The 13003-nt window shown below is 65.9% G+C and carries 11 protein-coding genes; 8 read left to right on the top strand and 3 right to left on the bottom strand.

The window, feature by feature from the left end; translation table 11 throughout:
* Nucleotides 1-59: 59 nt before the first annotated feature.
* The 8 genes from ACF3M1_RS03350 (at nt 60) to ACF3M1_RS03315 (ending at nt 9704) form a co-directional block, all read left to right on the top strand.
* Entirely contained in the window at nt 60-1475 is a 1416-nt protein-coding gene (locus ACF3M1_RS03350) for a sigma-54-dependent transcriptional regulator (RefSeq protein ID WP_394003925.1), read from the top strand.
* 74 nt (nt 1476-1549) lie between these two features.
* Complete coding sequence (locus ACF3M1_RS03345; RefSeq protein ID WP_394003923.1) at nt 1550-3406, top strand: hypothetical protein; 1857 nt, start codon at nt 1550-1552, stop codon at nt 3404-3406.
* Between the two features lie 189 nt (nt 3407-3595).
* The gene (locus tag ACF3M1_RS03340) at nt 3596-4018 is read left to right on the top strand and encodes a pilin (RefSeq protein WP_394005159.1); all 423 of its coding nucleotides are present in this window, start codon (nt 3596-3598) and stop codon (nt 4016-4018) included.
* Between the two features lie 109 nt (nt 4019-4127).
* The gene (locus ACF3M1_RS03335) at nt 4128-4550 is read left to right on the top strand and encodes a pilin (protein WP_394003921.1); all 423 of its coding nucleotides are present in this window, start codon (nt 4128-4130) and stop codon (nt 4548-4550) included.
* 79 nt (nt 4551-4629) lie between these two features.
* The gene (locus ACF3M1_RS03330) at nt 4630-6540 is read left to right on the top strand and encodes a hypothetical protein (protein WP_394003919.1); all 1911 of its coding nucleotides are present in this window, start codon (nt 4630-4632) and stop codon (nt 6538-6540) included.
* 99 nt (nt 6541-6639) lie between these two features.
* Nucleotides 6640-7782, top strand: a complete 1143-nt coding sequence (locus ACF3M1_RS03325) for a glycosyltransferase family 4 protein (protein WP_394003917.1) — start codon at nt 6640-6642, stop codon at nt 7780-7782.
* Entirely contained in the window at nt 7775-8695 is a 921-nt protein-coding gene (locus ACF3M1_RS03320; protein WP_394003915.1) for an NAD-dependent epimerase/dehydratase family protein, read from the top strand. Before ACF3M1_RS03325 ends, ACF3M1_RS03320 begins: the two co-directional genes overlap by 8 nt.
* Nucleotides 8688-9704, top strand: a complete 1017-nt coding sequence (locus ACF3M1_RS03315) for a glycosyltransferase family 2 protein (protein ID WP_394003913.1) — start codon at nt 8688-8690, stop codon at nt 9702-9704. Before ACF3M1_RS03320 ends, ACF3M1_RS03315 begins: the two co-directional genes overlap by 8 nt.
* 3 nt (nt 9705-9707) lie before the next feature.
* Here the strand turns inward: ACF3M1_RS03315 and ACF3M1_RS03310 are convergent, their stop codons facing one another.
* From ACF3M1_RS03310 to ACF3M1_RS03300, 3 genes are all read right to left on the bottom strand, one after another.
* On the bottom strand, nt 9708-10412 hold the full coding sequence (locus tag ACF3M1_RS03310) for a class I SAM-dependent methyltransferase (protein WP_394003911.1): 705 nt from the start codon (nt 10410-10412) through the stop codon (nt 9708-9710).
* A gap of 82 nt (nt 10413-10494) precedes the next feature.
* Nucleotides 10495-11427 (bottom strand): glycosyltransferase, encoded by a 933-nt coding sequence (locus tag ACF3M1_RS03305; protein ID WP_394003909.1) that lies wholly within the window; start codon nt 11425-11427, stop codon nt 10495-10497.
* A gap of 26 nt (nt 11428-11453) precedes the next feature.
* Nucleotides 11454-12932, bottom strand: coding sequence for a lipopolysaccharide biosynthesis protein (locus ACF3M1_RS03300; protein ID WP_394003907.1), 1479 nt, complete (start codon nt 12930-12932; stop codon nt 11454-11456).
* Between the last annotated feature and the right edge of the window lie 71 nt (nt 12933-13003).

Here is a 13003-nt window from a genome sequence, read left to right as displayed (position 1 = left end):
CAGTCAGGGCAAAAGCTGTCACCATGCGTCACTTCCAAACACACGTTTAGCCCGCCTCGATGAGCGAGAACCGCAGCGCCCTGATCGTCGACGACGAACACGACATCCGTGAACTGCTGGTGCTGACGCTGGGGCGGATGGGCCTGCGCACCGACACCGCCCCCAACCTGGCGGCCGCGCGCGAAATGCTGGCCACCGTGGCCTACGATCTCTGCCTGACCGACATGCGCCTGCCCGACGGCTCCGGCCTGGAACTGGTCGGCGAGATCGGCACGCGCTTTCCGGGTACGCCGGTCGCGGTGATCACCGCCTACGGCAATGTCGAGGCCGCGGTCGAGGCGCTGAAGGCAGGTGCCTTCGACTTCGTCAGCAAGCCGGTCGACATCCACGTGCTGCGCGGCCTGGTCCGCCAGGCGCTGGAACTGGGTGAGCGCGCCCGGCGCACCAGCGAGGAACAGAGCAGCCGCCTGCTCGGCGCGTCCGATGCCATGGTCACGCTGCGCAACACCATCGCCAAGGTCGCCCGCAGCCAGGCGCCGGTCTACATCAACGGCGAATCGGGCACTGGCAAGGAGCTCGTGGCCCGCACTATCCACGCCCAGGGCGCGCGTGCCGGCGGGCCCTTCGTGCCGGTCAACTGCGGCGCGATTCCGACCGAGCTGATGGAAAGCGAGTTCTTCGGCCACAAGAAGGGCAGCTTCACCGGCGCGCACAGCGACAAGCCCGGCCTGTTCCAGGCCGCGGACGGTGGCACCCTGTTCCTCGACGAGGTGGCCGAGCTGCCGCTGCCGATGCAGGTCAAGCTGCTGCGCGCGATCCAGGAAAAGTGCATCCGCCCGGTCGGCGCCTCCGCCGAGGTGCAGGTCGACGTGCGCCTGCTCTCGGCCACCCACAAGGACTTGGGTGCACTGGTCAGTGACGGCCGGTTCCGCCACGACCTCTACTACCGCATCAACGTCATCGGCCTCAACGTGCCGCCGCTGCGCGAACGCACCGGCGATCTGCCGCTGCTGTCGAACGCGATCCTCCAGCGCCTGGCCCAGGCCATGCACCGCGCACCGCCGATGCTCGACGACGACGCCGTCGCCGCGCTCGAGGCCTACCCGTTCCCCGGCAACGTGCGCGAACTGGAGAACGTGCTCGAACGCGCGCTGGCCATGGCCGACGGCGACCGCATCACCGCCGACGACCTGCACCTGCCCGCGCCCCCCGGCGCGCCGCGCACGCAGTCGCCGGTCATCACCGGCACCCACCCTGCCCTGCCGCCCAGCAGCGCGGCACCGCGCGACCCGCGCACCGTCAGCCCCTACGAGACCGCCGGCACCGCCCTACCCTCCTTCATCGAGGACATCGAGCGCGCCGCCATCCAGCAGGCGCTGCAGGAAAACCGCTACAACAAGACCAAGACCGCGGCGGCCCTCGGCATCACGTTCCGAGCGCTGCGTTACAAGCTGAAGAAGCTCGGGATCGACTGAAGCCTTCGCGCGGTTTGACAGAACAGCACGTGGCCGCGACCCTCCCCATCCGCCGATTGGCGAGGGGACCAATGATGCAAGCACAGTTCTCCCATCGCCGCAGCCTGGTGGTGGCACTTTCCGTCGTGCTGGTGCTGCGGCTGATCCACATGCGCTATGCGCTGGCCGGTCCACTGACCTGGCAGATGGGCGCGGACGAGGACTTTTACTGGCGCTTCGCGCAGGACGTGGCCTTCGGCAGCGGCGGCCTGCGCGAGGAATTCGCGTTCATGGATCCGCTCTACGGGTATCTGCTCGGCGGAATCCTGAAGCTCGGCGCAGGCGCGTTTCCGCTATATCTGTTGCAGATTATCGTGGATTGCCTATCAGCCTTCGGCCTGTACCGGATCGCGTGCATGCTCGGGCGCCCACGGGCAGGTCTGCTGGCGTTGCTCGTCTACGGCCTCACCGGCACCGCGATTGCGTACAGCATGGCGCTACTCAAGGCGACCTGGGTGGCTGCATTCCTCATCTGGTGGATGTACGGCGCCCTGCACCTGGCGGGCGGTGGGCGCAGCCGCACGGCGGTGTGGTTCGGGGTGTTTTGCGGGCTGGGCGTTGCACTGCGCGCCAATCTCCTGCTGATGGTTCCGCTGGCCATCCTCTGCATCGGCTGGCTGCGATGGCGCGACGGCGCGCGCCCCGCCGAGCTGGCACGCCTTACCGTCGGCATCGTGGCAGGCGTGACGCTCCCTCTTGTACTGCTCGTGGCCCGCAACGTCGCAATCTCGGACAAATGGTCGCCCATGCCCAACAACGGCGGCATCGTGCTGCACCAGATCTACAACGCAGAGAATGCCGACGGCAGGGCGGGCGTGCCCGCGTTCGTGGGGCGTTACACCGCCCCGGGGGAAATCTGGAGTGGTTATCGACGGGAAGCGGAGAGACGCCTGCAGCGCTCCCTCGCCGCGCAAGACGTCGACGCGTACTGGCGCCGCGAAGCCATGGCTTACCTGCGGACGCACCCCGCCCAGTCGATCGCAAACGGCATCCGCAAGCTGCGCGAGGCGAGCGCCTACCCGGAAGTACCCAACACGCGGAACTACGTGGACGAGCGCATCGTGTCGCCACTCTTGGCCGCGCTTCCACTCCCCTTCGGCTGGCTGTTCGCACTGGGGCTGCCGGGACTCGCCTTGCTCGTTCTGCGGGAGCGCCGCGCCGTGATCGTGCTGGCACCGCTGGCGATGGGCGCGCTGACGCTGGCGGTGTTTTTCGCCGAGGACCGGTTCCGCTTCAACATCATTGGGCCGTTCGTGCTGGGGACGGGCATCTGGCTGGATGCGATGTGGCGGCTGGGGACGACACGACGGTGGTCCATGCTGGTCGCCGCTTCGATACTTCCCCTCGCGCTCGGCGCATGGACGATCACCCAGGCACGCCTGCTTCTGCCGCCATTCCCCAGCGATACACAGCGGCTGGCTTGGGGATACATCAAATCCGGCCAGGACGCGCGCGCGCGGGCCCTGCTGGAACAGACGGCGGAAACGCAGCCGGAGACGCCGGGGCTGGATGAACTACAGGGCTATTTGGCGGTGCGTGATACGCGGTGGCCGGATGCCGTGGCGCATCTGGAACGCGCGATCCAGCAACGGCCCGACCGCCACGAGGCGTGGCACAACTTCAGCCTGGCCCTCGAAGCAACAGACAGGCTCGAGGACGCCCTGGTCGCCGAACTGCGGGCGATCGACCTGTCCCCGCGCCAGCCCGACTATCTGCTCCGCGCCGGCGACCTGCTGCGTGACCTGGGGCGTGAATCGGATGCCCGCGAACTGTGGCAATGCGCGGCGCGGGTCGCGCGCCCAGGGCGGGAAACGGAGGCAGTGCAAAGCCGTTTGCCCGGGACTTTCCCCCTCCAGGGTGACGCGGAGGGTCATGTGGCATGCCCCGAATGACCCATTGTGTCACCCCTCGCGCTAATCGGGAGACAAAAACGGGACCTGAAGCAAATTTCGCATCGCCAAACAGTTGGCACGCAACGTGCGTCTACCCCGTGGCACGTGCATGCGCACGGCTGCCCAAGGATCGGCACCCAGCCGGCCACAGGCACGTGACATTCAACTCCTAGGGGATACACCATGAAGATGCTGCAGAAGGGCTTTACCCTGATCGAACTGATGATCGTCGTCGCGATCATCGCCATCCTGGCCGCCATCGCGCTGCCGGCCTACCAGGACTACGTGGCCCGCTCGCAGGTGTCGGAAGGCATGAGCCTGTCGGCTGGAGCGAAGACCGCGATCGCCGAGTACTACGCTAACTTCGCGGCGTGGCCGGCGACTAACACAGCCGCAGGTCTTGCGACTGCGAACTCGATCAGCGGCAAGTACGTGTCCAGCACCACCGTCGGCGCCGATGGCATCATTACGGTTGCGTACAACCAGAGCGCGACCAGCACCAAGATCCGCAATAACAATCTGACGCTGACCCCGACCGACCGCGGCGGCAGCGTGGCCTGGGCCTGCGCCGGCTCGATCGACAACAAGTACCGCCCGAGCTCCTGCCGTTAATCAGCAGTAGTTGCGTGGACGAGGGCCGCCATGTGCGGCCCTCGTTCGTTCCGAGGTCCGGCCATTACGTCGCGGGAGCCGCGATGCGGCCACTACAGGGGGACTGACCATGCGCTCGAAGGGATTCACGCTGATCGAACTGATGATCGTGGTGGCGATTATCGCCATCCTGGCTGCTATCGCGCTGCCCGCCTACCAGGATTATGTTGCCCGGAGCCAGGTCGCCGAGGGGCTTGTGGTCATCGGCGGCGCCAAGCTCGCCGTCACCGAATACCACGCGCACAACGGCGCGTGGCCGGACAGCCACGCCGCCATGGAGCTGGCACCGGCGCAATCCATCAGTGGACGCTACGTGTCCTCAGCCTCGGTGGGGACCGATGGACGCATCACGGTCGCCTACAACCGATCGGCCTCGAGCGAAAAGATCCGGAGCGCCGAGCTGGTCCTGGTGCCCCGCACCTCCGACCAGACCGTTTCCTGGGACTGCGAAGGCACGGTGGATCCCCGCTATCGCCCCAGCTCCTGCCGCTGATGAACGCCTTGCCTCTGCGATGCCTAGATTTGCGTTGACCGCTCCAGGTCGTGCCCTGTCATGGGGCACGGCCGCGCTGTTGCTCCTGCTGCCGTTTGCGGTCTTCGTGCCTGGGCTGGGTGGTGGCTTCCTGTTCGATGACTACCCCAACCTCGTCAGCGATCCGCACTGGCGGTTGACCGCGCTGACCCTGGACGGCCTGCGCGAAGCGCTCGGAAACGGCTTCTCCGGCTTTGGCGGCCGCCCCTTGGCCCTGCTGTCGTTCGCGCTGGACCATCTGCGCGCCGGGCCGGACCCGGCGGCGTTGAAACTGACGAACATCGCCTTGCATGCGCTCAACACGGTGCTCGTCTTTCTGCTTGTGCGCACGCTGGTGGAGCTCATCCCTGACCGCGAGGGCGCGACAGTCACCCGCGACGCTCTGTTTGCGGCTGCCGTTGCAGCCGTCTGGTCGATCCATCCGCTTCAGGTATCCACGGTGCTGTACATCGTGCAGCGCATGGAGATCGGCGCCACGACCGGCATCCTGCTGGCCTGTTTGGCCTACCTGCAGGGCCGGCGGCGACAGATCGACGGACAGCGCAGCTGGACCTGGTTCACTGGCGCCGTGCTGGCCACACTGGCCGGACTGGGGTTCAAGGAATCGGCGATACTGGCGCCGGTCTTCATCGCGGCGATCGAAGTCTGCGTGCTGCGGTTCGCCGGACCGGCACGACTGTCGCGCTGGCTCAAACTGCTGTTCACTGCCGCGGCGATCACAGGCTGCCTGGCGTTCGCGTTCGTGGTGGTACCGCATTTCTCTGCGCCGGGACGCTACGCGTTCCGTGAATTCGATCTCCAGCAGCGCCTGCTCACACAGGGCCCCGTGCTGGTGCATTACCTCAGCCAGATCCTGCTGCCGATACCCGACCGGCTGGTGTTTTACTACGACAACTTCCCGCTCTCTCGGGGACTGCTGACACCCGCCTTGACACTGGCCGCGTGGACCATCCTTGCCGCGCTCGCCGCCCTCGCCCTGTTCTGCAGGACACGCTACCCGCTGGCATCGCTGGGCGTCGCATGGTTCTTCGTGGGGCATCTGCTGACCAGCAATGTCGTCCCTCTGGAGATCGCGTTCGAGCACCGCAACTATCTGGCGCTCATGGGCGTGCTGCTGATCGTGGCCGATGCCGGCGCGCGATTAATGCGACGCGTGCATCTTGATGCCCGCATCACCATCGTGGCGGTGGTCGTGGTCGCCACGATCGTGCTGACCACGCTCCAGGTGAAGACCTGGGCCGAACCCATGCGTCTGGCAACCGCCCTGGCCAGCCGCAACATCGACTCGCCCCGCGCGTCCTACGCCCTGGGCCGCGGCCTGTTCGAGCAGAGCCGCGATGACATGAACTCCCCCAGCTGGAGCCTGGCCAAGCAGGAATTCCTGCATGCCGCGCGGCTCGGCGCGCGCTCACCGTTGCCCGAGCAGGCACTGATCATCATGCATGCCCGCGACGGCACTCCACTTGCCGATGACATCTGGCCACGCCTGCAGCGGAAGTTTGCCGAGCATGTGCTGACCGCCGAGTCCGAAGGTGCGTTGTGGCAACTGGCCAACTGCCGGCAGCTGGAACAATGCCCACTTGACGCGCAGGCGCTGTTCGAGACATTCATCGTCGCACTCGAACGCAACCCCGATTCCGCCCGCCTGCACTCGATGTACGCGACCTTCGCTTATATCGTGTTGCAGGATCCGGACCTCGGCATCGCGATGATGCGCGAGGCCATCGCGCTCGCACCGACAGATGCGCAGTTCAAGGCTAATCTCGCGCGGATGATCGTGTGCCTGCCCGAGCATGAAGACGAATGGGAACGACTGGTCTCGACCGTACGCCTTGCGAATCGGCGCGGAACCTATGCAGAGGATCTCCAGGAAATCGAGCGTGGATACGACAACTGCGCAGCGCAGCCCACGCGATCCCAGGCTCCCCAGCCGCCCCCGGAACGTCGCTAGCGTCTACGATGGCCCAGCGGATCGCGCCACTGCGCAGCGAATGCTGCGTGACATAGTGGCCTCGGCCAGCTGCATCAACAGGAATGGCGAAAGATCATGATGGCTGAGGCTGCACCGGATCCGCTGGGCGTCCTGATGGTGGCCAGTTCGTTTCCAGCCGATGCCAGCGACTGGCGGGCTGTTTTCATGCGTGAGCTGGCGAATGCATTGGGCCGTCAGACCGCCATACAGCTCGGCATATGGGCCCCGCCCGGTGACACCGGGCCGGGCGTAGAACACGTGCTTCGAGGCGACGATGCCAGCTGGCTGTCACGGTTGATGCGCGACGGAGGAATTGCCCACCTGCTGCGCACACGCCCCTTCTACGCCGGCCTGGTCGCCTTCGGACTGTTGCGACGATTAAGGCGGACCTACCTGGCAAACGCGGACATCGACCTCCGCCATGTGAACTGGCTGCAGAATGCACTGGCGGTTCCAGACGATCGTAAGCCACTCGTGGTGACCGCGCTTGGCAGCGATCTCGCACTTCTCCGGTACGCGCCTGTCCGTCGGGCAGTCAGGCGACTGTTGAAGCGTCGCCCGGCGATCGTGTGCCCCAACGCAGGCTGGATGGTGGACCCGCTGCGCGATGCGCTTGGCGGGGATATCGACATCCGCGAAGTGCCCTTCGGCATCGATTCCATGTGGTACGACCTGATCCGCGCACCGTTGCAGACCCCGCGCCGCTGGCTGGCGGTCACGCGCCTGACAACCGGAAAGCTGGGCGATCTCTTCGCCTGGGCTGCACCATACTTCGCTGATGACCAGAGGCATCTCGACCTCATTGGGCCGATGCAGGAAGCCGTTGATATCCCCGAATGGGTCCACTACCACGGTCCTGCGACACCAACGCAGCTGTGCGAGCACTGGTTTCCGGCTGCGACCGGCCTGATCACTCTCAGCCGCCATGCAGAGGGTCGCCCCCAGGTGATGTTGGAAGCCATGGCGGCGGGCTTGCCGATCATTGCGTCAGACATCGACGCGCATGCCAGCTTCCTGCGCCACAACGAGACCGCTTGGCTCTGCAACAGTCCAAGGCATTTCCGCGACGGCCTCCTCAGGCTGGAGAATGCAGACTCCAACACCGTCATGGGCGAGGCGGCACGTAGCTGGGCACGCGCCAACATCGGCACCTGGGACGATTGCGCAACGCGGTATCTTGCGCTGTATCGCGAACTCCTGGAGCTGCCGCCAAGTGACTGACCGGATCTTCGTGATGGGTGCAGGCGGCTTCATTGGCCGAGCCTTAAGTGATTCATTGGCATCCAGCGGTTTTCGGGTGCTGGCCGCCACCCGTCAGCCAACACCGTTCGTCCGGGCTGGAGTCGAGAACATTGTTTCGCCTTTCAGCGAATGCGGGCACTTCGCTCCTTGGCTCGGAAGATGCAACGCCGTCGTGCATGCCGCATCGCTGACCACCCCATCGAGCAGCGCCGCCCATCCACAGTTGGACGGCAATCTCCGGTCGACATTGGCCCTGATTGAAGCACTGCAGGATTTTCCATCAAAAAGGCTGCTGTACTTGTCTTCAGGCGGCGCTTTGTATGAGGAGCGACTCGGCCTCGTGGAGGAAACGACGCCCCTCCGGCCACGCTCCTATCACGGTGCGGGCAAGGCGGCTGCCGAACACTTCATTCAGGCCTGGTCCGCCCAGTACGGAGGGGCCGCCACCATATTGCGACCATCGAACGTCTATGGTCCCGGTCAGCATCCCCGCCCCGGCTTTGGTGTGATTCCTGCAGCGTTCGAGTGCATTCGATCCAACAGACCGCTGCAGATACGGGGCGATGGAGAAAGCGTCCGGGACTATCTATATGTTGACGACCTCGTCAGCCTGTGCCGCGATGTGTTGCGTGCGAGTCCCGGCGCCGGCGGGACAGAACTGATAAACGCGTCCAGTGGAAACGGGACTTCTTTGCTCGAGATGTTGTCACACGTCGAGCGCGCTACTGGTCAGGGGATTCGCAAGGAGTTTCTACCTGAGCGGTCGGTCGACATGAAACACGTCGTACCTGACAGCAGCCTAGCCAGGCGACGGTTCGGCTGGGAGCCGCGCGTGAGTCTTGATGACGGATTGTCCGCTGCATGGCGCTGGTATCGAGACGTGTATGGGTGAGAAGAGCCCACTGATTTCGGTCTGCATCGCGAATTACAACGGGGAGAAACTGCTATCGGACTGCATCGACTCAGTCCTCGACCAGGACGTCTTAGCGGCAGTGGAAATCATTGTCCACGATGATGCGTCCAGCGACGCCTCGCTTGACCTGCTTCAGACCCGATATCCCCAGGTGAAGGTGATCGCCTCGCCCAGCAATGTCGGCTTCTGTGTCTCCAACAATCGAATGGTGGATGTCGCCGCCGGCGACTACGTGCTGCTGTTCAATAACGATGCGGCATTGGCGCCGTGCGCGTTGTCGGCCTTGCTTGCGGAGCAGCGGAGGATTGCCGGGCCCTGCGTTCTTTCGCTTCCGCAGTACGACTGGGACAGCGGCGCTCTTGTGGACCGCGGGTGCCTGTTGGACCCGTTCTACAATCCTGTTCCCAATCTCGATCCGGCGCGCCGTGATGTCGGCTACGTGATCGGGGCTTGCCTTTGGCTGGAGCGTCGACTTTGGCAGGAGCTCGACGGCTTTCCAGAGTGGATGGAGTCGATCGGAGAGGACCTGTTCCTGTGTGGGCTGGCGCGTCTGCGTGAGGTGCCAGTGCGCTGCATCGATGGCAGCCGCTACCGCCACAGACAGGGAGCGAGCTTCGGCGGAAACCGGGTTGACGGTGGCTTGCGCAGCACGTACAGGCGCCGGGCGTTGAGTGAACGCAACAAAACCCTGGCGTTACTGGTCTGCACGCCCGGTTGGGCAGCTTGGCCTCTGCTGATGCTGCACTTGTCTCTGCTCTGCGCCGAAGGCGCGCTGATCTCGCTGTTACGGCGGGACGCGCGGTTGTGGCGCGAGGTGTATCGCCCGGTGCCGCGCACCGTGCTGGGTTCGTTAGATCGTTGGAAGGCGCTCCGGCGGCGCGTGCAGAGCACCACCTGTACCACGCCTCGCGAGTGGTGGAGTGCCTTCGTGTGGTTGCCGCGCAAGCTCTCGTTGCTCTGGCGGCACGGCGTTCCCGAGGTGCGTTGATGCTCAGGCCGGCTTGCGGTACAGGAAAAACGGTTCGGCCCGATTGACGCCCGCAAGAGACGGGTCCGTGTCGCCCAGCAGGTCGTCGTGCTGGCGGACGCGTGACTCGAAGCCGGCAGCTTCGATACGCTCGAAAATGTCCCGCCCGAACAGCCGGACATGGTCTTCCTGGCCATACGCCTGGAGCCGCGCCTGCGGAGTGTCGATGCCTTCGTCCGACCAGGTGTGGTGGAGCTTCGTGCTGTAGGGCGTCTGCAGGATCGCGTGGCCACATGGCTTGAGAACGCGGAGTATCTCGCTCAGCGCCCGATCCACGTCGCCAACGTGCTCGAGCACGTGGTTGGCGATGACCATGTCGACGGACTCGGACGCGATGTCCATGTCCAGCATGTCCACGCGCCGGACGTGCGGTGACTGCGGGTACAGGTCGCAGGCTGTATAGACGGCTGGACCGGCAGCCTCGATCCAGCGCGGCAGTCGGTTCTCGGGGGCGAAGTGCAGGATAGACCTACCCTTCATCCAGTCCAGAATTTTGCTGGCGCGGAGATACATCAGGAGATGCCGCTCGCGGTCGTGTGCACCGCAGCGCGGACACTCGAAATTGTCCACGTCGCTGCCGACGATCTCAAAGGCCCGCATCAGCGGCGGCAACCCGCGTGACCCCGTCCGGTACGGCATGAACCGCCAGACCGAGTGATTGCAGGCCATGCATCGCAATCGACCACCGGGAATCCACCCGGCTAGACCGTATGCGATCACTTTCCCAAGCTGCAGGGCCATCGGATGCGTCTCAATGCGGGTAGAGGACAGCCGGCACCCGGCGGCCCGTGGCCCGGCCCAGCGCACGGCCCAAGTGGGCGAGGACCAGCCGGCCGAGGGTGCGGACCAGGTTCGCGGCCAGCAGCAGGCTGGTCCGCAGTGCCCCGTATGGCGAGATCGCATAGACCACGCCCGCCCATCGGCGCAGCAGCGACCAGTCCCGGGTGCGGGCGGCGCGCAGACAGACCCGGCGCAGGAAATCGGTGATGCCGCGGGCATAGTCGGCGTCGCGGACCAGCGCGCGCGGCACGCTCTGGATCGCCTGCCAGTACAGCGTGCGGACGCGCTCGTTGGCGCTTAGCACCAGCGAGCCCTGCGTGTTGACGCGGTAGCCCGCCAGTGGCTCGCCGATGTGACCCAGCCAGCCGTGGCGGGCCAGCCACAGGTGGATCTGGTAATCGATCTGCTCACCCGCTTGCCAACCCGTGCCGTGGCAGGCCCGATACAGCACCGAGCTGTTGTTCAGCGCGTTACCCCGGCGCAGCAGGGTGGCCAAGTCCAGCTTGGCGTCGCCCAGGTCGTTGAACACGCCGAGCGCTCGCCCACGCTCGTCCACCGTCAGGGCACTGGTGTACACGGCGCTGCAGTCCGGGTAGCGCCGCAGGTAGGCAAGTTGGCGAGCCAACTTGCCGGGCAGCCAGTAGTCGTCCCCATCCACGCGCGCAATGAACTCGCCTTCGGCGCGCAACAGCAGGTCCAACAGATTCGCGAAGGGCCCCAGATTCCGCTCGCGCCGCAGATGCACAAGCCGCGGGCCGTACTCCGCCACCAGCGCTCGGATACTGTCGCCGGTGCCGTCGGTGGAGCCGTCATCGCCCACCAGCACACGCACATCGGCATCCACCATCTGGTCCAGGATGCTGCGCAGGCAGGTCTCGATGTAGGCCCGTTGGTTGTAGGTCACCACACAGACGCAGATTAGAGGCCGGGTCATGCGCGCATGCCTCCCCCTGCGGGCGTCATGCCGGACCGCAGGGTGCGCAGGAACTCCAGCAGGTCCTGCCATGCCTGCAGGCGCAGCGTCACGGCGCCCACGGCGTAAGTAACCACCGCCGCTGCGATGGCCAGGCTCAGCGCCCACGGCGAATGGCCGGCCACAGAAAGTGCCAGCCACGCCGACGCGCTGGCCGCCAGCGCCAGCAGCAGAATGGGCCACAGGTCGCGCAGCTGCACGCGCAGCCCGCAGTCCAGCAGGCGGTGGGCATGGCGGGTGTTGATCCACGTGCAGGCCAAGCTGGCCGCCAGCGCGGCCCAGGCCACCGGCTGCGCACCGAATGGGCTGGCAACGGCCACCAGCGGGACAGTGACCGCCGCCTTCGCCACTTCTAGCTTCAGGATCAGGTCCGAGCGACCCACCGCGCCCAGCGCGGCCAGGTTCAACACGTGCATGGGCCAGAACAGGGCGGCCAGCGCCAGCAAAGACAGCAGCGGCGCGGCCTCGCTCCATTGCGGGCCGTAAAGCAGGTGGACCAGCGGCACGGCGACCACGGCCAGCCCCGCCATGCATGGCACGAAGACGAACATCGACAGCCGCAGCGACAGGCGCAGCGCGCCCGCCAGCTTGACTGGCTGGTCCGCCACGCTCGCGAACATGGGCAAGCCCACCCGGTTCAACAGGGCGCTGGCCAGTTGCGCGGGTGCCTGCTGGGTGTCCTGCGCCATGGCGTACACGCCCACCGTGCGCGCATCGAACAGCCTGCCCAGCAGCAGCGACTGCAGGCGCAGGGCGCTTACCGACAGGGCATTGGCCAGCAACAGGTAACCACCGAAGCGAAACAGGCCGGCAAACGCGGCGCGGTCGTAGCGGCCCCGCGGCCGCCAACCCGACAGCCACCACAGCAGGGCCGCGCGCAGCGTCGCCCCCGCCAGCGCCTGCCAGACCAGGCTCCACACGCCATGGCCCTGCCATGCCAGCCACAGGGCCAAGCCACCTGATCCCACCGAAGCCAGCAGTTCCGCGCCCGCGCGCCTGCGGAAGTCCAACTGCTGGGTGAGTAGGGCATTCGGCACCGCGGCCAGCGCGCCCAACGGCAACAGCCAAGCGAGCGCCTGCAGCAAGGGGGCCAGTGTGGGCTGCGCGTAGAACCGGGCAATCCCTGGCGCCAGCGCCCACAGGACCAGCGCGAGCACGACACCCGCGGTCAGGTTTACCAGGAATACACTGGTCTCGTCGTTGTCGGTGCTGTGCTGCTTCTGCACCAGCGCGGTGCCCAGGCCCCCTTCCACCAGCAACGCCGCAAAGGTCGTGAAGACCAGCAGCATCGCCATCAAGCCGAAATCGGCCGGCGTGAGTAACCGGGCCAGCACCATCATGACGCCGAACTGCACGCCATAGCGGGCGACGATCTCGAGGGCGCTCCACCAGACGGCGTGCGTGGCGCGACGGCCGGTGTCGGTCGAAATGGTCATGTCAGGCGATGGCGTGCCGGTCGCATCGCGCGATGCCGGGATCATCGTGGTGGCCTGCCTGCATGTGATGG

It is taken from the genome of Luteimonas sp. WGS1318, from assembly GCF_043187535.1.
Taxonomy (GTDB): domain Bacteria; phylum Pseudomonadota; class Gammaproteobacteria; order Xanthomonadales; family Xanthomonadaceae; genus Luteimonas.
The sequence above is the reverse complement of the archived record's forward strand: the minus strand, read 5'-3'. Positions and strand labels throughout refer to the sequence as shown.

Excerpts from the sequence above, each read along its gene's own strand:
- ACF3M1_RS03350 (WP_394003925.1), top strand. The coding sequence starts at position 60 with ATGAGCGAGAACCGCAGCGCCCTGATCGTCGACGACGAACACGACATC.
- ACF3M1_RS03345 (WP_394003923.1), top strand. The coding sequence starts at position 1,550 with ATGCAAGCACAGTTCTCCCATCGCCGCAGCCTGGTGGTGGCACTTTCC.
- ACF3M1_RS03340 (WP_394005159.1), top strand. The coding sequence starts at position 3,596 with ATGCTGCAGAAGGGCTTTACCCTGATCGAACTGATGATCGTCGTCGCG.
- ACF3M1_RS03335 (WP_394003921.1), top strand. The coding sequence starts at position 4,128 with ATGCGCTCGAAGGGATTCACGCTGATCGAACTGATGATCGTGGTGGCG.
- ACF3M1_RS03325 (WP_394003917.1), top strand. The coding sequence starts at position 6,640 with ATGGCTGAGGCTGCACCGGATCCGCTGGGCGTCCTGATGGTGGCCAGT.
- ACF3M1_RS03315 (WP_394003913.1), top strand. The coding sequence starts at position 8,688 with ATGGGTGAGAAGAGCCCACTGATTTCGGTCTGCATCGCGAATTACAAC.
- ACF3M1_RS03310 (WP_394003911.1), bottom strand. The coding sequence starts at position 10,412 with ATGGCCTGCAATCACTCGGTCTGGCGGTTCATGCCGTACCGGACGGGG.
- ACF3M1_RS03300 (WP_394003907.1), bottom strand. The coding sequence starts at position 12,932 with ATGACCATTTCGACCGACACCGGCCGTCGCGCCACGCACGCCGTCTGG.